Genomic DNA, 20,595 nt, shown 5'->3' with positions numbered 1-20,595 from the left:
TCAAAGGCGGAACATCACTGGGCGATGGCGCCGACTTCCCGGTCCCAGCGCTCCAGCAGGGCCTTGCGGGTTTCGCTGCTGCCGAAGGTGGCGAAGTCATAGTCGATCAGCTTGATCTGCTCGAAACGCGGCGCTTCTTCGGGGATCTCGGCGCTCTTGTTGGACGGCAGCTGGAAGGACTTGGCCTCCTTCATGCGCGACTGCACTTCCGGCTTCAGGGCCCAGTCGTACCAGATCTTGGCGTTTTCCATGTTGCGCGCGCCCTTGACGATGGACATGGAGCCGATCTCGTAGCCCGTGCCTTCGCAGGGGGCGATGACCTTGACGGGGAAGCCTTCGGCCACCTGCGACACGGCGTCATGCATGAAGACGATGCCGAGACCGGTCTCGCCGCGTGCGGCCGCCTTCACCGGGGCCGAGCCCGATTTTGTGTACTGGGAGACATTGGCGTTGAGGCTCTTGAGATAGTCGAAAGCCCTGTCCTCGCCCATGATCTGCACCAGCGTTGCCAGCGCGGTGTAGGCGGTGCCGGAGGAGTTCGGGTTGGCCATCTGGATTTCGCCCTTCAGTTCCGGGGCAAGCAGCGACGACCAGCAGGTGGGTTCGGCGAGGCCCTTCTTGGCGAAGATTTCCGTGTTGTAGCCCCAGCCAAGTGCACCGGCATAAACGCCGACCGTGCGGTAACCGGAGCTTTTCGCCTGGCTCTGTGCCCAGTTGTGCAGCTGCTCCAGCATCGGCGACTTGTATTCCTCCGTCAGCCCGTCAGCGGCAGCCTGAAGATGCGGATCACCTGTGCCGGCCCACCAGATGTCCGTCTTCGGGTTGCGGGCTTCGGCGCGGATCTTGGCATAGGTCTCGCCCGACGAGAGGCGCACCATGTTGACCTTGATGTCGTGGTCCTTCTCAAAATCGCCCTTCATCTGCTCGCAGATCACCACGTCGGCAGAGCAGATGAGGTTGAGGTCTCCGGCGGCCTGTGCAGCGCTGGTGCCAAGAGCCGTGCCTGCGGCAAGGGCAAGAAGCGTGAATGCGGATGTGGTCTTCATGGGTCGTTCTCCTCCGTTATGGTCCGCCCTGGCAGGCGGTCTTGTTGTGCGGGCGGCGCGGGGCAAGGCTGTCCCGTGCGGCCCGCCTGTTGGCGGCCCGCCAGTCAGTTGTCAGATCTGTGAGACTGGCCGGTGCGGGACCGGTTGGTTTGCGCGGGGCCCTATTGCGTCAGGGGCATTTCCCGCGCGAAGCGTTTGAGCAGGCGGCTTCGCTCTGCCGGTGAACCGAAGGTGGCAAAGTCGTAATCGACCATGCGCATGAGGGAAATGTCCGGCGCGGCCGCCGGGAGAGCGGCTTTCGCGTTTGCGGGAATCTGGTTCTGGCCTGCCTGTGCGCCGGTGGCCTGTCCCTCGGGGCTGAGGGTGAAGTCGGCAAAGAGGCGGGCCAGTTCCGGATTGCGGGATCCCTTGATGAGGCTGACGGCGCCGATCTCGTAGCCTGTCCCCTCGCAGGGGGCGACGATGACCAGCGGGGAGCCCGCCAGCTTCTGAGTGACGGCATCGTGGATGAACGAGATGCCGATCAGCGTATCCCCCCGTGCGGCGGCCTTGACGGGTGCCGCGCCGGATTTCGTGTAGCTGGAGACATTGGCGCCAAGCCTTGCGAGATAGGCAAAGGCCTCGTCCTCGCCGAAGAGCTGCACCAGGGTCGCCAGCGCGGTATAGGCGGTCCCGGAGGTTTCCGGATTGCCGATCTGGATATCCCCCCGGTAGGCCGGATCGGTCAGATCGTTCCAGCAGGAGGGGGCCGGCAGGCGGCGCTGCGCCAGAAGATCGGCGTTATAGGCAAAGCCAAGCGCGCCGGCATAGACGCCGGAGCTGAGGCTTCCCGACATGGCATGGAAGTTCTGCGCCCAGGGCAGCAGGTCCGCTTCATGCGGCGAGGTGTAGGCTTCCAGCAAACCTTCTGCAGCGGCCTGAAGATGGGTGTCGCCGGTGCCGCCCCACCACACGTCGACGGTGGGCGCCGCGCGATCCATGCGGATGGCATCGAGGATTTCGCCCGTGCTGAGCCGTGTCATGGTGATCTCAAGGCCGGAGTGGCGCTCGAACGCCGCTTCCATGGTGGCGCACCAGTCCTCATCCACACCACACAGCACGTTGAGCGTGCCGGGTGCCGGGCTGGTCTGTTCAGCCAATGCGGTGCCGCCCAGCCAGAAGCCGAGCGCAGCCGCCAGAGCGGTTGCTGCCTTCACCTTGTTCCTCCCCGCCAGACATCCTCCATGTCCGGACAGAAGAAGCATGCGCAGGAAACGGAAGCCATGCAATCAAAGAATGGTTTCAGTTGTTGCAGTGTCGCGCAATGGTTGTTTCAATTGCTTCAAGGATTACAAATATTACAACCTGATAGTGAACAGATGTTTTGAATAACAGCGAAGTGCCTCCTATAGTGCAAGTGGGAGGACTGTAAATTGCTGGCACAGAAAGTGAGGATTCTGGTCGTCGAAGACGATCCGGACATGGCCGAGCTGATCTGCGATCTGCTCGAAGCGGAAGGCTGGGAACCTGCACATGCGGCTTCAGCCGAGGCGGCGGCGGAGGTGCTGGGTCGCGAGCGGCTGCATCTGGTGTTGATCGATCACAATCTGCCGGGCACCTCGGGCCGCGCCTTTGCGCAGCGCCTGCGGGCCAGCATGGATATTGGCATCATCATGGTGACGGCGGCAGGAAGTGCGGCCGAACGGGTGCTGGGGCTGGAAACGGCGGCGGACGACTATGTGGTGAAGCCTTTCGAACCCATTGAACTGACGGCCCGCATCAAGGCGCTGCTGCGGCGCATGAACCCCTCCCTGCGCGGCGGAGAAGGCACCGAACGGCCGGGCAGCAGCACGAGAGAGGCGGGCAGGGCTGCGGCCATGGCGGAGGGGATGAATGGGGCAGCCCTCGTTCTGGGAGACTGGTCCATCGACCTGCAGAACCGCCGGGCCATCTGCCGCAGTGATCCGGGCCGCACGCTGACGGCGGCGGAATTCGCGCTTTTGGAGATCCTCGCCGCAACGCCTGACACGCCTGTCAGCCGCGCCCAGATTCTCGACCGGCTGGGTGCTGAAACGGACCGGCATATCGACCGGAACGTGGACGTGCTGGTGCTGCGGCTGCGGCGCAAGATCGAGCCCAACCCCGATCTGCCGCGCCATGTGCTGACCCGGCGCGGCAAGGGCTACATCCTGCACACGGGCGCAGGCGGACCGCACACGTGATCGCCCGCGTCCTGAGCCGCCCCTATCTCTCCTCCATCGCCTTCCGGCTGCCCTTTGCCATCGTCTTCATCTGCGCGCTGGTTTTCGGCCTGTCGGGTGTGGCGATCTTCGGGCTGGTACGGGCGCGCGATGAAATGGCGGCCTACAGGCTCGATGCCTATACGAGCCTTGCCAAGGCGTCGCTGGTGTCGCGGCAGGTGTCGGATCTCGTCTCCAGCGCGCCCCTGCTGATGAATGCCACCTCACCCTACCGGGTCTCGGGCAAGAGCCGGGCGCTGGTGGAGCAGGTGGACACATTGCTGGCCGCCATGGCCGGCCAGCCGTCCGATGGTCCGGTGACGGGGCCGGAAGAGCTGCGGATCGTGGAGCTGCTGCAGGCGATCCGCGAGCAGACGCTGGTGCTGGCCGCCAATGCGGATGCCGCGCAACAGCACAAGGAAAGGGCCGCCGCCGCGCTGGGCGAAATCGCCGTGGCGGGCGATGTGGCCAATGCGGGTGTGCGGCGGCGCCTCAATGCCATTGTGCAACTGGCGGCAGGGTCCGACAGCCTGTTCCAGCTGGGAGAGCTGAAACGGCGCTATGTGCAGGAAACGGCAGGCTCTGCCGAAGTGCCCGGCCCGCCGCCGGTTTCACCGGCGCTGCTGGCGCCCTATGACCGGGTGTTCGAGGCGCAGACCCGGTATCTGCTTGAGATGTATGCGATCCGCTCGTCCGTTTCCCGGTTGCATGCGGTGGCGCGGGAACTGTCGCTGGCCTCCGAAACCCAGTCGGATGCGGTGACGCGCAGCCTCAACGAGAACATTCTGGCCGCTTCCGAGGCGCTGACGCGGCTGCTCATCATGGTGGCGCTGGCGGCTGGTCTGGTGCTGGGACTTGCCATCCTCTCCATCCGCTCGGCCATGCGGGTGTCGCGCGGGATTGTCGATCTGTCGCAGGGCATGCAGGCGCTGGCCAAGGGGCAGAAGGATGTGGGCCCGCCTTCCTATGCGGGCGGGGAGAGCGAGCTGTTGCAGCTGCTCGATGCCTTCCGCGCCTTCCGCGACAGCGTGGAGCGGGTGACGCGCCTGCGCAAGACGGCGGAAGCGGCCGCACGCACCATCCGCTCCACCTTCCGCAGCATGAACGAAGGCATCGCCCTGTTTGATCCGCAGGGGCAGCCCATCACCATGAACCGCCGGGTCATCGAACTGGTCGGGCACAAGGGCGCTGCGCGCAAGCTGCCGGCGCGGCGCTTTGTGGCGCCAGTCGCTGGCCTTGATCCGCGCCTTCTGCCGGGCGATGGCGGGCCGGGGCTGCTGGCGGGGCCTGTCTCCCTGCGCCACCGGGACAGCACCGGCCGGGTGACGGAAATCTCCCTCTCGCGGCAGGCCGACGGTGGCATCGTGCTGCTGGCGCGGGATGTGACGCAGACCGACCGGCAGGAGGCGGAAGCGGCGCGGGCGCAGCGGCTCGACGGCATCATGCGCATGACCCATCAGGTCAGCCATGAGGTGGGCAACATGATCGGCATCATCACCGGCAGCCTTGGCCTGCTGGAGCGGGACGACAGCTTCAACGAGCGCCAGCGCCGCCATCTCGCGCGCATCCGCAAGGCGGCAGACCGGGGCCGGGCACTTGCCTCCAGCATGCTGTCCGTCGGCAGCCAGCAGCCCATCACCCCGGCCAGCGTGGATGTGGGCGCTCTGCTGCGCAGCATGGCCGATGTGCTGGAGATCGCCGTGGGCGAAAGCTGCAAGGTGGAGATCTGCTGCGAGGAGCCCTTGCCGAGGATCGAGACGGATGCGGCCCTCTTCGAGCAGTCGGTGCTCAACCTCTGCCTCAACGCAGCCGCCGCCATGCCGCAGGGCGGCAGCATCGTTCTGGCCTGCCGGGCCGAGGCGGGCATGCTGGTGCTGGAGGTGAAGGACACCGGCACGGGCATGACGCCGGATGTCGCCGACAAGGCCTTCGAGCCCTATTTCACCACCCGCCCGGGCAGCGGCGGCGCGGGGCTTGGGCTTGCGCTGGTCTATGGCTTCATGCGCCAGTCCGGCGGCGACGCCCGCATCCTCTCCGCCCCCGGTGAAGGCACGGTGGTGACGTTGGTGTTTCCGGCGCCAGCCGGGGCCTGATGCTCAGCCGCGCCCAAGCGTGCGGCTGACGGACTGGGCGATGATTTCGCGGATCTGGCGGTGGAGCGGGGACTTGTGCACCCTTTCGGTCCAGACCATCAGCACGTCGAAGGGGGCTGGCACCGGACAGGGGGTGATGTGCAGCTCGTCCGAAAAATACTGCGCCAGCAGGCCCGGCATGGTGGCGACATAGCCGGTGGTGCGGATGAGGCGAGGCAGGCCCGCCGGGCTCGGCACCTCGAGACTGGGCTTCAGCCGGTGGCCCATGGCCTCCAGCGCCCTCAGATAACCGGACTTCCAAAGGCCGCCATAGGTGGCTGCCACATGATCGAGCGCCAGATAATCTTCCAGTGTCAGCGTCTTGCCGGCGAGCGGATGGTCCCTGTCCATGGCGCAGACATAGTGCTCGTCGAACAGCTTGCGGCTGTAGAAGGCGGCATCGTTGCGGCGGAAGGGGCCAAGCAGCAGGTCCGCATGGGAGCGCACCAGTTGGTCCGGGCCGATGTCGGCGGAGGGAATGATCTCGATGCTGAAGCCGGGCGCAGCCTGGCGCAGATCGCGCACGATCTCGGGGATGATGATCATCCGCTCATAGTAATTGCAGGCGATGACATAGCGCCCTTCGATAAGGGCGAGATCCAGCGGGTCCGGCTCGGCAAGGCGCAGGAAGTCATCCAGCATGGTGCGGGTGGTGGAGAGAATCTGCTCGCAGCGCGCCGTGGGCATTTGCTGGCCTTCGACCCGCAGGAACAGCGGATCGGCAAAGACCTTGCGCAGCTTGTCGATGGTGTAGCTGACGGCGGACTGGTTCAGCCCCAGCACTTCCGCCGCCCGGCTGAAGGAGCCTTGCGCATGCACCACATGCAGGGTGTTGAGCGCGGCAAAATCCACCCCCAGCGGCCCGGCCCGGCCTGTGCCCGGTTTGTTATCCGGCTTTTCCTCCAGCATGGCGCGCTCTCCCAATCGCTCCATCAAATTTCCCGATTTCAGGTATCAGGGAAACCGCATTGCCGCGTCAAGGCGCATGCGCTTTCGTGGGGCACGGATTGCAGATCAAGGGAGGAGGACTGCACATGCCGCTCGCGCCACTCGACGAGACCACCACGATTGCCCAGCTGACGGACGACCCTTATCCGGTCTACCGCCGCATGCGGGCTGAAACGCCTGTCATCCGCGTTGCTTCGGTCAAGCGCACGTTCCTGACCAAGGCGGTCCACACCAAGGCGGTGAAGGACAACCCGGACCTGTTCAGCTCCGATGATCCCAACACGCCGATGAAGCCGGCCTTTCAGGCCCATACCTTGATGCGCAAGGACGGGGAGGAGCACCGGCGCGAGCGCATGGCCATGCAGCCGGCCTTCACGCCGAAGGCGATCCGCTGCAACTGGGCGGAGCTTTATCAATCCATCGCCGAGGACTATGTTTCCCGCCTGCCGCGCGGGCAGACGGTGGATCTGTTCACGGATCTTTGCGGCCCTGTCGCGGCGCGCATTCTGGCGCATATTCTCGGCGTCGAGGAAGCGACCGACGAGGAGATGCAGCGCTGGTCGCAGCTTCTCATCGACGGGGCAGGCAATTTCGGCTGGCGGCCGGAGCCTTTCGAGGCCAGCGACAAGGCCAATGCGGAGATGAATGCCCTGTTCGATAGGCTTCAGGCCCGCCACAAGGCCGAGCCCAATGCATCGGCCTATTCGATCATGCTGAATGCCGCCGATCCGATCCCGCTCAGCCAGATCTACGCCAACATCAAGATTGCCATCGGCGGGGGCATCAACGAGCCGCGCGATGCGTTGGCGACGATCATCTATGGGCTGCTGAGCAACCCGGATCAGCTGGCCGAAGTGCGCCGTCAGGAGGCCTGGGAACAAGCGTTTGAAGAGGGTGTGCGCTGGGTGGCGCCGATTCAGGCCTCGTCCCGCCGGGTGCTGGAGGACACGGAAATCGGTGGCTTCGAGATTCCCAAAGGCGACACGGTGATGACCATTCAGGCCTCCGCCAACCGGGATGAGGATATCTATCAGAACGGCGAAGAGTTCTTCGTCTTCCGCGACAAGAACCCGCATCAGGCCTTCGGCAGCGGCCCGCATCACTGTGCAGGGGCTCATATCGCCCGCCGCACTGTGGGGCAGATCATGCTGCCGCTGCTGTTTGACCGGTTCCCGGACATGGAGCTGCCGGACCCGTCTGCGGTGAAGTGGAAAGGCTTCGGCTTCCGCGGGCCCATCAATCTGCCGGTGAAGCTGAACTAGGCTGACCAGCCCGGTTTTCAGAACGTCTCGAATGGAGGAGGGAGAGACATGGTGAAGGTGACCTACGTGCACCACGACGGCACGCGCACCGAGGTGGACGGCAAGGAGGGCGACACCGTGATGCACACGGCGGTGGCCCAGGACGTGGAGGGCATCGTCGGCGAATGCGGCGGGGCCATGATGTGCGCCACCTGCCATTGCTATGTGGATGATGAGTGGCTGGACGCTGCCGGAGAACGGCGCGACGGCGAGGAAGACATGCTGGACTGCGGCGCTGCCGAGGTGAAGCCGAACTCGCGCCTGTCCTGTCAGATCCGGTTGAGCCCGGCGCTGGATGGCCTCGTCGTGCATCTGCCCGAAGAGCAGATGTGAGCACGAAGGGAGAGACTATGCAGCGGATCGTCATCATCGGGGCCGGGCAGGGCGGCTTGCAGGCGGCCATGAGCCTCCGGCAGGAAGGCTTTGCGGGGGGCATCACACTGATTGGTGCCGAGCCGGGCCTGCCCTATCAGCGCCCGCCGCTGTCCAAGGCTTATCTCAAGGATGGTGACGGCGCGCGGCTGGACCTGCGCCCGGCGGCCTTCTTCGAGAAGAATGAGATCACGCTCGTCTCCGGTATCCGGGCGGAACGTATTGACCGCGAAGGCCGTGAGGTGCATGCGGGCGGCAGGGTTTATCCGTACGATCATCTGATCCTTGCCACCGGAACCCGCAACCTGCGCCCACCGATCCCCGGGCTGGAGCGGGCGCTGGATCTGCGCACGCTGGAAGATGCGGCAAGGCTGCGCGGCGAGCTGGAGCGGCCCCGGCGCATCGCCATTATCGGCGGCGGCTTCATCGGGCTGGAATTTGCCGCCGTTGCCCGTGCTGCCGGGCACGAGGTGACGGTGGCGGAAGCCGCGCCCCGCCTGATGGCGCGTGTGTTGTCGCCGGAGCTTTCCGCCCGGTTTCTCTCCATGCACGAGGGCATGGGCACTCGCATTCTGCTGGGCCGGCCGGTGAGCGCGGTGACAGACGAGGGCATCACCCTTGCAGATGGCTCCGGCATCGCGGCGGATCTGGTGCTGCTGGCCGCAGGTGTCGTGCCGAATGTGGAGCTTGCGGCAGAGGCGGGTCTGAATGTGGTCAATGGCGTTGCGGTGGATGGTCAGCTTCTGACGTCCGATCCTTCCATCTCCGCACTGGGGGATTGCGCGTCCTTCCCTGAGCCGGTGACGGGCGCGCGCATCCGCCTTGAAAGCGTGCAGGCAGCGACCGATCACGCCCGCCACATTGCCCGGCGCCTCATGAAGGGCGCGGGCGCGCCCTATGCTGCCGTGCCGTGGTTCTGGTCGGATCAGGCAGACTGGAAGTTGCAGATCGCAGGCCTTGCCGGGCCGGGAGATGAAAGCCTTGCCCTTGGGCCGGATGCCGTGCTGCGCCTGCGCGATGGTGTTCTCTCGGCAGTCGAGACGGTCAATGACGCCAAGACCCACATGCAGGCCCGCAAGCTGCTGGCCGGTGCAACCCCGCCCTCCCGCGCCGAGCTGGAAGCCTGCGGCTTCGATCTGGCAGCGCTTGCCAAGGAGCGGGCGGTGGCGTGACCTTATGAGCCGGATGCTTCCGGAGACAGCAGGGCTCCCGCGTCAGCCGAACCGGCAAGCCCTGCGATCCGGGTGAACAGGCCTGCTGCATTCTGCCTCCTACTAAAGGCGAGACAGTCGCGGATTTTTGCATCCATCTGCGCTTCAGACAGAGGCAGATCGCCTGCGCCGCAGAGCTGGTCGCGGATCAGGCTGATGGTCTTGCCGGAGGTGAGACCGGTCTCGATCCGGTAGGGGGCATGCACGCCTGCACTGCCCGGATCAAAGGGAATGCGGCAGATCTTCTGCATCAGGCCGGCATAAGGGGCGGTGGTAAAGCCTTCGCCGGAAAAATGGCGCAGGGTCAGATTCCCGTCCGTCAGCATCACGACCATGGGGTAGCTGAGGCTGAAGCGCCCCTCTGCGCCGGTGACGGGCACGTCATAGCGCAGATTGCGGGCAAGCAGTTCCGGCATATGCACGTCAATCTGAGCTATCTGATCCGGCCGTATTCCTTGCTGATGGAGGATTTCCGCTGCATCGAGTGCTTTGTGGGCGGCGGCGCAGCAGGGGAAGCGCTTGACCATCAGGCCATCGGCGGCGAGCGCCCAGCGGGTGCCCAGATCGCCGAGGTTCATGGGCGCTGTGCCGCCGTAGAGGCTGACGAAGCCCCAGGGGCCGGTCATGAACTCCGGCTGCGCGCCAAGCCCGGCTTCCGCAAGCAGTGCGGAAAGGACCGCGGCTCTGGCGGCCAGACCTGCATGCAGAGGCTTGGCATCGCTGCCGAACTGCAGTTTGGAACCGGCGGCCTGACTAAAGCCGAGACTCATGGCGCGGGCGATGCCGTCCGCATCCAGTCCCAGCAGCCACGCGGCCGCGCCTGCTGTGCCAATGGTGCCGACGGTGGAGGTGGCGTGCCAGCCTTTGCCGTAATGGTCCGGGTTGACGGCGGAGGAAATGCGGGCGTGCAGTTCCAGCCCCACCGCATAGGCGCTTAGCAGCCTTGCTCCGCTGATGGTCCGGATGGAGCAAAGAGCCGAGAGGGCAGGCACCAGAACGGCACTGGCATGGGTGATGCCGGGCGCGAAGTTGTCGTCATAGTCCAGCGCGTGGGCGGCGGTGGCATTGACCAGCGCGGCACCTGCCGGGCTCAGAGTCACGTCATGTCCGTAGACGGGCGCCCGGCCAGGCCCCTCTGCGGCGCGGGCGGCGGTGAGGACGGCCAGAACGGCAGCATCCTCGCAGCCGGCGTGCATGCAGGCGAGCGTATCGGCAAAGGCCTCGGCTGCCCGTGGCATCAGGCCGCCCGTGTCCGCAGGCGTCACACCTGCGGCCCAGCGGCTCAGGACCATCACCGGTTTGCTTTCAGTCTGCTGCATCACCCAGTTCCAGCGCTACGATGTTCATCCAGTAGGCGACCCCGTAGGGGATCAGCGCGTCGTTGAAATCATAGCCCGGCGTGTGGACGAAATGGGAATTTTCCCCATCGCCATTGCCAATCATGACATAGGCGCCCGGCACCTTCTCCAGCATGAAGGAGAAGTCCTCGCTGCCGCCGAGAGGCGCGCAGTCTGCGTCCACATTCTCTGCGCCGGAGGTGGCTGCTGCGGCGCGCACGGCAAGCTCCGTCTGGGCGGGAGCATTGACCAGCGGCGGATAGCGGCGGGTGTAGATCAGATGTGCTTCGACGCCCTGCGCCGCTGCGCAGCCCGAGGCCAGTTCTCCAAGCCTGCGTTCCAGCGTGTCGCGCACTGCGGGGATATAGCTGCGCGCTGTGCCCCGGACGATGACACGCGACGGGATGATGTTGGGGCTGTTGTAGTCGCCCGCATGGATATGCCCGACGCTGATGACTGCCCGCTCGTTTGAGGGAACATTGCGCGAGATGATGCTGGAAAGACCGGAGATGAAGTGCCCTGCGGCAACGGTGGCATCGGTTGCCATATGCGGCATCGCGCCATGGCCGCCGGTGCCCTTGAAGATCACTTCCCACGTGTCGCCAGCTGCCATCAAGGCGCCGGGGCGGGTTTCCACCTTGCCCAGCGGCGACTTGGGGGCATTGTGAACGCCATAGACGGCATCGCAGGGGAACAGGCCGAACAGACCGTCCTCGATCATCACGCGGCCACCGCCAAGGCCTTCCTCGGCAGGCTGGAAGATGAAATGCACCGTGCCTGCAAAATCCGGATCAGCTGCCAGCTTCCCGGCGGCTCCCAGAAGCATGGTGGTGTGCCCGTCGTGGCCGCAGGCATGCATCTTGCCGTCAATCTTCGAGGCATAGGGCAGGCCAGTTGTTTCGTGAATGAACAGCGCATCCATGTCAGCCCTGAGGCCGATGCGCCGCTGGCCGGGGCGTTTGCCCTGCAAGGTGCCGACAACGCCCGTCTTGCCGAGCCCCCTGTGGATGGGGATGCCAAGCTCCGTCAGCGCTGCAGCGACAAGATCGCTGGTGCGCACTTCCTCGAAAGCCGTTTCCGGATGCTGATGGATATCGCGGCGGATGCAGGTCAGCTTTTCGAGGAAAAGGGTGTCGGCGGCAATGGCCTCGGCGCTGGTGAATTTCATGACTGTGCCTGATTGTCTGCGCGGTGCGGCCGGGTCAGTTCTTCTGCCATGCGGGCGAGGCCATGGATAAAGATGACGATGATGAAGAGCGGCACCGTGATGCTGATGAAAATGGACGGCAGCGGGAAGGTCTCTGCCGTTGTCTGAAGGCTGCGGGACAGGAACGAGCGGGTGGTCGACATGCCAGGGCCGAAGAAGCTGAACCAGAGCACCGGAGCAAGGAAGATGAATACGCTGAGTGCCCGCACGGCACCTGCTGCCAGTTGCATGGCTCGCGGCAAATGCGCGGGCACCGTCATCAATGTGGGATCGAATTTCGCCTTGAAGGCGACGGTCGCCCCCAGAAGGCCGACCCAGACCATGGCGTAGCGTGCGGCCTCTTCCGTCCATGCTGGCGGAGAGGAAAAGCCGTAACGGGCGACCACCTGAAGGCAGATGGCCGCTACCATGATCAGCAGGAACAGTACTGCCGTCCCCCGCATGAGCCGGTCCAGCCCGTCGCTGATCCGGCCAAGGATGTTTGTAAAGTGCTTCATGCCTTCTGCTCCATACGGGGGATCAGGGATTACTGCAGGTAGGGGCTGAGGACGTCGATGTAGTCCTGCGGCACTGTCTGGGCCCAGATACCCTTGGTGGCCGCAATGAACTTGTCGCGCTCGCCCGGCTCCAGCGGGGTGATCTGGATGCCGCCATCGGCGATCACCTTCTCGAAATAGGCTGCCTGCTCCTTGGCCCAGGCGCGGTTGGCGGCAATGCCCTTGCGAGCCGCTTCATCCACATAGCCGCGCGTTTCGTCATCAAGGGACTGGTACCAGTCGTCGGAGAACATGATCACCTTCGGCACCGGGCCTGCCTCAAGCGGGGTGTAGTACTTCAGCAGGTCCACTTGACCGGCAGCCACCACCGTCGATGGCGGGTTGATGTGGCCAACGGCAACGCCCGTCTGAAGCGCCTGAGGGGTCTCTGCCCAGCTGACCACGGTGCCCTTGGCGCCCCAGGACTCGAAGAACTTGATCTGGTCGCCGTTCTGGGCACGCAGGCGCATGTCCTTCACGTCCTCCAGCTTCGTAACCGGCTTCTGTGTATTGAAGAGGCCAAGCGTGCCGCCGCGCATGGCGTAGCCGGGAATGCGGATGCCGATGCTTGCCGCTTCCTCGTTCACGCGGTCCATGGCGCCAGACTTTTCCATTACCGCATCAAACTGGTCGTCATCGGCCATGATGAAGAGCAGGAACAGGGTGCGCGAAAAGTCGGATGCCTTGAACAGCATGCTGACATTACCAACGTTGACGTTGATGAGGCCCTGCGACACCTGGTCGAGCCGGTCTTCCTCCTTGCCCATGGTGTTGGCCGGGTGCACGACGGTCTTGATGCCGTGCTCCTTGAGGCTCTCGCTGAAAGCGTGGATGAAGACGTATTCGGCGTCGTTCTTCAGGTCTTCCTGTCCGGCGAAGGCGATGACAACCTTGTCTGCGGCAAGGGCGGTGCCGGCCATGAAGGCGCCTGCAAGGGTGCTGGCAATCAGTCTTTTCAGCATGTCTGTTCCTCTTTCTGAAGTTCTTGTCAGTTGATGAGCCCGAGATAGCGGGGCAGGGCGAGGCTGAGCGCGGGGACATAGATCAGGACGGCGAGCAGGATCAGCTCGACCAGGAGGAAGGGCATTACGGCGCGAACGAGCCGCCAGTATCCGATGTTCACCACCGTGGAGAGGATCAGCAGCACGCCCCCGAGCGGTGGGGTCAGCAGGCCAACCGTCAGGTTGAAGCCGACGAGGATGCCCATGTGCACCGGATCAACGCCGAGAGCGATCGCCGGAGGGATCAGCAGCGGCCCGAGCAATGCAACCGCCGCTTTCACATCCATCACCATTCCGGCGAGCAGAAAGATGATATTGAGCACCACGAGGTAGCCCGTTGCGGTGAGGCCCATGTTGCCAATGGCCGCGCCCAGCTTTTGCGGCATCTGTTCGATAGAGGTCAGATAACCGAAGGTGGCGATGGCCACGAGGATGATGAACACCGCGCCGGAGAGCGTGATGGTCCGCACCAGCGACTCGATCACGTCCTTCGGCGTCAGGCGGCGGTAAATGAGGCCGACGATAAAGGCGGCCACCACGGCAACGCCTGCGGCTTCGGCCGGTGTCATGAAGCCGAACAGGATGCCGCTGAGGATGATGACAGGCAGCGTCAGCGCGGGAAGTGCGGCAAAGAGTGAAGGGAAGAATGCCGGGATTGCAGAGCCCCGGCCACCCGGGTGGTCATGCTTGTGGGCGAGATAGGCGTTGACCACCATCAGTACTGCAGCCAGCAGCAGGCCCGGTACCACGCCGGCGGCAAACAAGGCCACAACGGATGTACCCATCAGTGCGCCGTAGAAGATCAGGATGATCGACGGCGGAATGATCGGGCCGATGATAGAAGAGGCTGCCGTCACCGCAGCGGCATAATCGCGTGTGTAGCCTGCCTTCTCCATCTCCGGCACCAGCGTGTTGCCAAGCGCTGCCGCATCTGCGGTTGCCGAGCCTGACACACCTGCAAAGAACACGGAGGTGAGAATGTTCACATGGCCGAGGCCGCCCTTGAACCGGCCGAGCATGGACATGGAGAAACGGATCAGCGCTTCGGTGACGCCGCCACGGTTCATCAGTTCCCCCGTCAGGATGAAGAGCGGCATGGCGAGGAATGCAAAGACGTCAAGCTGTCCCATTACCCGCTGAGGAAGGGCTGCGAGGTAGCGCGTTTCTCCCAGGGCGAAGAATCCGATGATCGTCGCGCTTCCGACGAAATAGGCAATGGCGCTGCCCGCCATGAGCGAGATGATCAGGAACAGAACGGGGACTAGCGGCATCGGGGGACTCCTTGTCGCTCCAGGGGATCACTCCAGCCCCATCGTTTCAATACGAAAATTATTCTTGATTCATAGCTTCGAGCTATGCCTTAAACTGAATTAAAACTATTATTTTAATTTCTGGTATGAGAAAGATGCAGTCTCGCTTGCGATGGATGCGAGCATTTTTGCCTGAGTTCCGGCTGTATCTCGCATATGCAAAAATCTTGTGCGAACTGCTCAAGAATAAGTCGTTGAATCTGTGTCCTGTTGCCCCGGGAAAGCTGAGAGGAGATCATGAAAGCGATCAATCTTCACAGATTGCAGATCTTCCGTACGGTCTATGAACTTGCGGGCATTGGCGCAGCTGCTCGGAAAATGAACCTGTCCCAGCCAACGGTCAGCAGGCATCTTGCTGTTTTCGAAGATGAGCTGAAGGTTTCGCTGTTTTCGAATGTGGCGGGCCGCATCGAGCCTACCTGGGAAGCCCAGCGGCTCTATGCGGAAACCAGCGGACTTTTTGAGCGTGTTGCGATGCTGGAGCGCAGCGTTGAAGCGTTGCAGCGCGGTACATCCGATTCCTTGCGTATCATAGGGGCCAACACGCTGTGCATCTCGCTGATCCCGGAGGCTGTCGGCAGCTTGCAGCAAAAGATGCCTGATCTGGCCATTTCCGTTGATGGTGGCGGTGCTGCCGCCCAGCTCATGGCCTTGCGCGGCGGCATGGCGGACATCACGGTGGGGGCACCTGTCGCCGGCAGTCCGGATTTGCGGCAGGATCATGTTGGCCGGACTACGCTTGTGGCGGTCATGCCGAAGTCTCACCCGCTCGCGGACCGCAAGACGGTCGATCTGCGGGCATTCGACGGGTTTCCCTGTGTGATGCCCAATCCTAAAGCGCCTATCGGTGGACTGGTTCACAAGGCCTTCGAGGCCGCTGGTGCTGTGCCGTCACGCGTTTTGTCGGCGATGTCGCCGTCCTTTGCCATCGGGCTCGTGGCCAGCACCGGCTGGTGCAGCGTGACGGACGAGATCACCGCCCATGACTTTGGCCGCGGGCGGCTGGCGGTCATTCCTCTGGAGAAGCGCATCGAGATAGAGCTCGTGACGCTCGAACTCTCCCGAAGTCCTTCGCGCAGAAGTGCTGGTGTGTTCAAGGACGCGCTTGGGCGGGCTTTCAAGGCATATGGTCAGCGCGCAGCGCGATGACCGGGAGGGAATGAGCTGCCTGATACACTCTGGTACAAATTTTCCGGGGTTTGCCGTCCTGTGCCGCCAGATTGACCAGCTTTGCTGCAAATTTCCGCTGGCAAAGGGGTCAAAAAATTTTGATGTTTCCCGATGTAATGTTCACGCTACATCTCGCATGTTACAGGCGTGACCGGTTTGAGCTTGGCGGCCGAACGGAAAATTTGAACTGGAGTTTCATGTGTCGCTTTGGAGACAATCGCTTCTAAGCCTTGTCATCATTGTTGCTGGTCTTGGCCTCTGGGCCAGGTTCTATCCCGGTGCAGGTGAAATTCTGGCGCCTGCCGGTCTTGGCTGGCTCGCAGCTGCCTCCACACCCCCGGCATCCGGGGGCGGGCAGGGCGGCGGCCAGGGAGCAGGTCAGGGTGGCCGCGGGCCGCAGGGCATCGTCAATGTGGCACAGGTCACGCAGCAGACGATCAACGACCGCCTCTCCGCCATCGGCACGGGCCGTGCAGTCCGGTCCGTCGAGGTGCGCCCGTTTGAATCCGGCCGCATGACGGAAATTCTGGTCAGATCCGGTGCCGTTGTGAAGCGGGGTGACATCATCGCCAAGCTGGATGCGGATGCGCAGGAAATTGCCGCCGAACGTGCCGAGATTGCGCTCAAGGATGCCGAAGCGCGGCTGAACCGCACCCGGCAGCTGCGCCAGTCCAACTCGGCCAGCGACGTGCAGGTGACCGATGCGGAACTGGCGGCAGACAATGCACGGCTGGTTCTGCGCGAGGCGCGGCTGGCCCTGTCGCGCCGGTCAGTTGAAAGCCCCATCGACGGCATCGTCGGCATCCTGCCGATCACGGATGGCAACTATGTCACTTCGTCCTCGGTGATTGCCACCGTCGAAGACCGTTCCGAACTGCTGGTCGATTTCTGGGTTCCTGAGCGCTTCGCCGGGATTGCCGTCGGTGCTCCTCTGAGAGCCGTGTCCGTTGCCCGCCCGGGGGAATATTACAACGGTGAAGTGAGCGCCGTGGACAACCGGGTCGAAACCGAAAGCCGGACCCTGCAGGTGCAGGCCACGATCCGGAACGACGGCGACCGGCTGCGGCCGGGCATGTCCTTCCAGGTGGAAATGCGGTTCCCCGGCGAGATTTTCACTGCGGTTGATCCGCTGGCTGTTCAGTGGGGCGCGGATGGCGCCTTTGTCTGGGCGGTGCAGGACGGCAAGGCAAAGCGCACGCCGGTGCGCATCATCCAGCGCAACACCCGCAACGTGCTTGTGGAGGCCGAGCTGAAGCCTGGCGACGAGGTGGTGACGGAAGGGCTGCATCTGGCCCGTGAAGGCGCGCCGTTGAACATCGCCGGCCGCCAATTGCCGCGAGCTGGAGGCGACAAGACAGCTCAGCCCGCCGCCGCGCCGAGCGGTTCCTGAGAGCCCGCGCGGCCGGATAGGGCCGGCCGCTGCCGCGCATGACCGCATTGGTGCCCCAAATGGTGTGGCGCCGCGGTCCTGCCTTTGAGGACAATCCTTCCCGCAGTCCGCACCGCCTGATGCGGCGGGCTGCCCGGGATATCGGAACGAGGCCAAGATGAGCTCCAGCCATAAGCCTGACCGCAGCTTCACCGCCCTGTTCGTCCGCCGCCCCGTGCTGGCTTTCGTGATGAACATGCTGATCGTCGTCGCGGGCCTTGCCGCCTTCTTTGGCGTGGAAGTGCGCGAACTGCCGGATGTGGACCAGCCGGTCATCTCCATCCGCACTACTTACAACTCCGCTTCTGCCGAAACCATCGACCGGGAGGTCACTGGCGTCATTGAGGGCGCGGTGTCGCGGGTTTCCGGCGTCAAGTCGATCTCGTCCTCGTCCTCCTACGGTGAAAGCCGTGTGACGGTCGAGTTCTATGCCAACGTCAATCTGGATGCGGCAGCGGCGGACATGCGCGATGCGCTGGGCCGCATCACCAACAACCTGCCCGAGGATGCCGACGCTGCCCGTATCATCAAGGCTGACTCCAACGCCCAGCCCGTGGTGCGTCTGGCGCTGACCTCCGACAGCATGTCCGTCGAGGATATGACGGTACTGGTGGAAGACGAGGTCGCAGACGTTCTGTCCGCCGTGCCCGGTGTGGCCGATGTGCAGGTGTCCGGCGACCGGGAAAAGATCTTCCGCATCGATATCGATCAGGCACGAATGGCCAGCCTCAACCTGACGGTTGGTGACGTGGCTTCGGCCCTGTCCACGATGGCCTTCGATACGCCGGCCGGCTCGCTGACCAGCCAGACGCAGGATCTGATCGTGCGGGCGAGTGCCGCCATCGATACGCCGGAAGCGTTTGAGAGCATCATCCTGAACCGCCGGGCCCGCCTGGGGGATTTCGCCACGGTTACGCTGGGGCCGGATATCGGCCAGTCCCAGCTCAGGGCCAATGGCAAGTCCGGCATTGGCCTTGGCATCATTCGCGCGGCCCAGTCCAATACCCTGGAAATCTCGCAGGGTGTCGCAGCTGCTGCCGCACGAATCCAGCAGACCCTGCCGGAAGGTACCAAGATCGAAGTCACCAGCGATGATGCGACCTTCATCACCGGCTCCATCCATGAGGTGGAGATTGCGCTGATGATTTCCGTCAGCGTGGTGCTGCTGATCATCTTCCTCTTCCTGCGGGACTGGCGGGCAACGCTTATTCCGGCGGTGACCATGCCGGTGGCCCTGATCGGCACGCTGGCGGCGATCTATCTGGCCGGTTTCTCCATCAACATCCTCACCCTGCTGGCGCTGGTTCTGGCGACGGGCCTCGTGGTGGATGACGCCATCGTGGTGCTGGAAAACATCGTGCGCCGCCGCAACCAGGGCATGGGGCCACGGGCGGCCGCCGTTCTGGGCACGGACGAGGTGTTCTTTGCCGTGATCGCGACGACGGCAACGCTGGCGGCTGTCTTCGTGCCGCTGTCCTTCCTGCCCGGACAGACCGGTGGCCTGTTCCGGGAGTTCGGCTTTGTGCTGGCGATTGCGGTGCTGCTGTCGTCTGTGGTGGCGCTGTCGCTCTGCCCGATGCTGGCATCCCGCCTGCTCAAAGGCAAGGTCGCCAATATGGGGGCGGACGAGACGGTCATCCTCGAAACAGAGGCACAGGACGATGCCGGAGCACCGCAGGCAGCTGTCCCGGCCAGACAGGCCTATAGCGGTCTGGCAGGTCTCTACCGGCGGACCCTGAGAGCCTGCCTTGATGCGCCCATGGTGGTGCTTGCCGTATCGCTGCTTTTCGCCATGTCGGCGGTGGTTCTGTTTGGCACCATCAAGTCCGAGCTGACGCCTTCCGAGGATAGGTCCATGGCTTTCATGCGGATTTCGGCCCCGCAGGGCGTGAGTCTTGACTATCTTGCGGAACAGATGACGCGCGTCGAGGAGCTGATCCAGCCGCTGCGCGACAGTGGTGAAATCACCAGCACCTTCTCTGTCGCAGGGCAGGGCGGACGGTCCAACAACGGCTTCATGGTGATGCGTCTGGCGCCCTGGGAGGCACGCACGCGCTCGCAGCAGGAGATCGTTGCCGATGTGTCGCGGCTGGTGCGGGATGTGCCGGGCGTGCGGGCCTTTGTGTTCCAGCCGAACAGCCTTGGCATTCGCGGGGCGGGCTCAGGCCTTCAGTTTGCCGTGGCCGGCAGCAATTATGCGGCACTTGGGGAGAGCGCTGCAAAGATCGTTGCGGAGCTGGAAAAGGATCCCCGCTTCACCCAGCCGCGCCTGTCCACCGAGGCAACCCAGCCGCAGCTTTCCGTTTCCATCGACCGGGAACGGGCGTCCGATCTCGGCATCGACATCAACGGCCTTGGCAATGCCATGCAGGCGATGCTGGATGGACGCCGCGTCGGGCAGGTCTTCATCGAAGACCGCAGCTTCGATGTGAAGTTTGTTTCCACCACCAACCCGATCAACGACCCGACGGATCTTGAGAACGTGTTCCTGCGCACCGGCGACGGGCGTTTCGTGCCGGTGTCCACCATTGCGACGCTGACCGAAAAGGCCGTGCCGCCGCAGCTGGACCGGGAGCAGCAATTGCGTTCCGTGGCGATTACCTCCAGCCTTGCCCCGGATTTTGCGCTGGGTGATGCCTACAAGGTGGCACAGGAGATTGCTGCGCCGCTGCTGCCGCCGGGCGGGCGCATCGTGCCGCTGGCGGAAGCCGCAACACTGGGCGAGCAGTCGGCCAGCATGGCCCGCACCTTCGGCTTTGCCCTGCTGATCATCCTTCTGGTTCTGGCGGCGCAGTTTGAAAGCTTCATCAGCGCGCTGATCATCATGTTCACCGTGCCGCTGGGGCTGGCCTGCGCGGTCTATGCCATGGCCTTCAGCGGCACTTCGCTCAATGTCTACAGCCAGATCGGCCTTGTGCTCCTTGTGGGCATCATGGCCAAGAACGGCATTCTGGTGGTGGAATTTGCCAACCAGCTGCGGGACAAGGGCCTTGGGGTGCGCGAGGCGGTGGAGAATGCGGCCAACATCCGCCTGCGGCCGGTGATGATGACCATGCTCTGCACCATCGTCGGCGGCGTGCCGCTGGTTCTCGCCTCCGGCGCCGGGGCCGAGGCCCGCATCGCCCTGGGCTGGATCATCGTCGGCGGCCTTGGTCTTGCGACCTTCTCCACCCTCTATCTGACCCCGGTTGCCTATCTCCTGCTCGGCCGCTTCATCAAGCCGCAGGCGGAACAGGAAAGCCGTCTGGAACGGGAAATGAGAGATGCGCGTGACGGCGCGACGCGGATGACGCCCGGCGAGTAAGATCACTCCGTAAAGATAAAAAAGCCCCCGCCAGTGATCCTCTGGCGGGGGCTTTTGCTTGTGTGTTTCGGA

Annotated in this window: 16 protein-coding genes; 8 read left to right on the top strand and 8 right to left on the bottom strand. The window is 63.9% G+C overall.

The features are described from left to right. Nucleotides 1-14: 14 nt before the first annotated feature. Both IF10I1_RS03845 and IF10I1_RS03840 read right to left on the bottom strand, forming a co-directional pair. Nucleotides 15-1,046 (bottom strand): ABC transporter substrate-binding protein, encoded by a 1,032-nt coding sequence (locus IF10I1_RS03845; RefSeq protein WP_186415628.1) that lies wholly within the window; start codon nt 1,044-1,046, stop codon nt 15-17. Nucleotides 1,047-1,207: 161 nt separating this feature from the next. Further along, entirely contained in the window at nt 1,208-2,242 is a 1,035-nt protein-coding gene (locus IF10I1_RS03840; RefSeq protein ID WP_163001318.1) for an ABC transporter substrate-binding protein, read from the bottom strand. Between the two features lie 216 nt (nt 2,243-2,458). Here IF10I1_RS03840 and IF10I1_RS03835 point away from each other — a divergent pair, with 216 nt between their 5' ends. Beyond that, a complete protein-coding gene (locus IF10I1_RS03835; protein ID WP_186415629.1) occupies nt 2,459-3,247 on the top strand; it encodes a response regulator transcription factor in 789 nt (262 codons plus the stop codon). Beyond that, nucleotides 3,244-5,358: an ATP-binding protein gene (locus tag IF10I1_RS03830; RefSeq protein ID WP_186415630.1), complete on the top strand. Its 2,115-nt coding sequence runs from the start codon at nt 3,244-3,246 to the stop codon at nt 5,356-5,358. The genes IF10I1_RS03835 and IF10I1_RS03830 overlap by 4 nt, the downstream gene beginning before the upstream one ends. Nucleotides 5,359-5,361: 3 nt before the next feature. On the opposite strand, the gene IF10I1_RS03825 is transcribed toward IF10I1_RS03830, so the two are convergent. Continuing rightward, a complete protein-coding gene (locus IF10I1_RS03825; RefSeq protein ID WP_122520662.1) occupies nt 5,362-6,330 on the bottom strand; it encodes a LysR family transcriptional regulator in 969 nt (322 codons plus the stop codon). Nucleotides 6,331-6,431: 101 nt separating this feature from the next. On the opposite strand from IF10I1_RS03825, the gene IF10I1_RS03820 reads away from it, so the two are divergent. From IF10I1_RS03820 to IF10I1_RS03810, 3 genes are read left to right on the top strand one after another with little or no spacing between them, the layout of a single operon-like run. After that, complete coding sequence (locus tag IF10I1_RS03820; protein ID WP_050474602.1) at nt 6,432-7,607, top strand: cytochrome P450; 1,176 nt, start codon at nt 6,432-6,434, stop codon at nt 7,605-7,607. Nucleotides 7,608-7,655: 48 nt separating this feature from the next. Next, nucleotides 7,656-7,979 carry a 2Fe-2S iron-sulfur cluster-binding protein gene (locus IF10I1_RS03815; RefSeq protein ID WP_050474603.1) on the top strand — a complete coding sequence of 108 codons (324 nt, stop codon included), beginning with the start codon at nt 7,656-7,658 and terminating at the stop codon, nt 7,977-7,979. A gap of 17 nt (nt 7,980-7,996) precedes the next feature. Then, entirely contained in the window at nt 7,997-9,190 is a 1,194-nt protein-coding gene (locus tag IF10I1_RS03810) for an NAD(P)/FAD-dependent oxidoreductase (RefSeq protein ID WP_186415631.1), read from the top strand. Nucleotides 9,191-9,192: 2 nt separating this feature from the next. Here the strand turns inward: IF10I1_RS03810 and IF10I1_RS03805 are convergent, their stop codons facing one another. The 5 genes from IF10I1_RS03805 to IF10I1_RS03785 are packed head-to-tail and all read right to left on the bottom strand — an operon-like array spanning nt 9,193 to nt 14,581. Continuing rightward, nucleotides 9,193-10,548, bottom strand: coding sequence for an MmgE/PrpD family protein (locus IF10I1_RS03805; protein WP_186391244.1), 1,356 nt, complete (start codon nt 10,546-10,548; stop codon nt 9,193-9,195). After that, complete coding sequence (locus tag IF10I1_RS03800) at nt 10,535-11,734, bottom strand: M20 aminoacylase family protein (RefSeq protein WP_186391243.1); 1,200 nt, start codon at nt 11,732-11,734, stop codon at nt 10,535-10,537. Before IF10I1_RS03800 ends, IF10I1_RS03805 begins: the two co-directional genes overlap by 14 nt. Further along, nucleotides 11,731-12,270, bottom strand: coding sequence for a TRAP transporter small permease (locus IF10I1_RS03795; RefSeq protein ID WP_186391242.1), 540 nt, complete (start codon nt 12,268-12,270; stop codon nt 11,731-11,733). The genes IF10I1_RS03800 and IF10I1_RS03795 overlap by 4 nt, the downstream gene beginning before the upstream one ends. 29 nt (nt 12,271-12,299) lie before the next feature. Then, complete coding sequence (locus IF10I1_RS03790; protein WP_186391241.1) at nt 12,300-13,271, bottom strand: TRAP transporter substrate-binding protein; 972 nt, start codon at nt 13,269-13,271, stop codon at nt 12,300-12,302. Between the two features lie 26 nt (nt 13,272-13,297). Next, nucleotides 13,298-14,581 (bottom strand): TRAP transporter large permease, encoded by a 1,284-nt coding sequence (locus IF10I1_RS03785; RefSeq protein ID WP_186391240.1) that lies wholly within the window; start codon nt 14,579-14,581, stop codon nt 13,298-13,300. Between the two features lie 276 nt (nt 14,582-14,857). Here IF10I1_RS03785 and IF10I1_RS03780 point away from each other — a divergent pair, with 276 nt between their 5' ends. The 3 genes from IF10I1_RS03780 to IF10I1_RS03770 all read left to right on the top strand — a co-directional run bounded on the left by IF10I1_RS03780 (nt 14,858) and on the right by IF10I1_RS03770 (nt 20,523). Continuing rightward, nucleotides 14,858-15,769 (top strand): LysR family transcriptional regulator, encoded by a 912-nt coding sequence (locus IF10I1_RS03780; protein WP_186391239.1) that lies wholly within the window; start codon nt 14,858-14,860, stop codon nt 15,767-15,769. Nucleotides 15,770-15,989: 220 nt separating this feature from the next. Next, nucleotides 15,990-17,180 carry an efflux RND transporter periplasmic adaptor subunit gene (locus tag IF10I1_RS03775; protein ID WP_186391238.1) on the top strand — a complete coding sequence of 397 codons (1,191 nt, stop codon included), beginning with the start codon at nt 15,990-15,992 and terminating at the stop codon, nt 17,178-17,180. A 157-nt stretch (nt 17,181-17,337) separates the two neighbouring features. Further along, nucleotides 17,338-20,523, top strand: coding sequence for an efflux RND transporter permease subunit (locus IF10I1_RS03770; protein ID WP_186391237.1), 3,186 nt, complete (start codon nt 17,338-17,340; stop codon nt 20,521-20,523). The last annotated feature ends 72 nt before the right edge of the window (nt 20,524-20,595 follow it).

Origin of the sequence: Pannonibacter sp. I15F10I1 (assembly GCF_900185665.1) — a bacterium.
Taxonomy (GTDB): Bacteria; Pseudomonadota; Alphaproteobacteria; order Rhizobiales; family Stappiaceae; genus Pannonibacter; species Pannonibacter indicus.
Note: the sequence above shows the minus strand (reverse complement) of the source record. Positions and strands in the feature narration are given on the sequence as shown.

Excerpts from the sequence above, each read along its gene's own strand:
- IF10I1_RS03845 (WP_186415628.1), bottom strand. The coding sequence starts at position 1,046 with ATGAAGACCACATCCGCATTCACGCTTCTTGCCCTTGCCGCAGGCACG.
- IF10I1_RS03825 (WP_122520662.1), bottom strand. The coding sequence starts at position 6,330 with ATGGAGCGATTGGGAGAGCGCGCCATGCTGGAGGAAAAGCCGGATAAC.
- IF10I1_RS03820 (WP_050474602.1), top strand. The coding sequence starts at position 6,432 with ATGCCGCTCGCGCCACTCGACGAGACCACCACGATTGCCCAGCTGACG.
- IF10I1_RS03815 (WP_050474603.1), top strand. The coding sequence starts at position 7,656 with ATGGTGAAGGTGACCTACGTGCACCACGACGGCACGCGCACCGAGGTG.
- IF10I1_RS03810 (WP_186415631.1), top strand. The coding sequence starts at position 7,997 with ATGCAGCGGATCGTCATCATCGGGGCCGGGCAGGGCGGCTTGCAGGCG.
- IF10I1_RS03805 (WP_186391244.1), bottom strand. The coding sequence starts at position 10,548 with ATGCAGCAGACTGAAAGCAAACCGGTGATGGTCCTGAGCCGCTGGGCC.
- IF10I1_RS03800 (WP_186391243.1), bottom strand. The coding sequence starts at position 11,734 with ATGAAATTCACCAGCGCCGAGGCCATTGCCGCCGACACCCTTTTCCTC.
- IF10I1_RS03795 (WP_186391242.1), bottom strand. The coding sequence starts at position 12,270 with ATGAAGCACTTTACAAACATCCTTGGCCGGATCAGCGACGGGCTGGAC.
- IF10I1_RS03790 (WP_186391241.1), bottom strand. The coding sequence starts at position 13,271 with ATGCTGAAAAGACTGATTGCCAGCACCCTTGCAGGCGCCTTCATGGCC.
- IF10I1_RS03785 (WP_186391240.1), bottom strand. The coding sequence starts at position 14,581 with ATGCCGCTAGTCCCCGTTCTGTTCCTGATCATCTCGCTCATGGCGGGC.
- IF10I1_RS03780 (WP_186391239.1), top strand. The coding sequence starts at position 14,858 with ATGAAAGCGATCAATCTTCACAGATTGCAGATCTTCCGTACGGTCTAT.
- IF10I1_RS03770 (WP_186391237.1), top strand. The coding sequence starts at position 17,338 with ATGAGCTCCAGCCATAAGCCTGACCGCAGCTTCACCGCCCTGTTCGTC.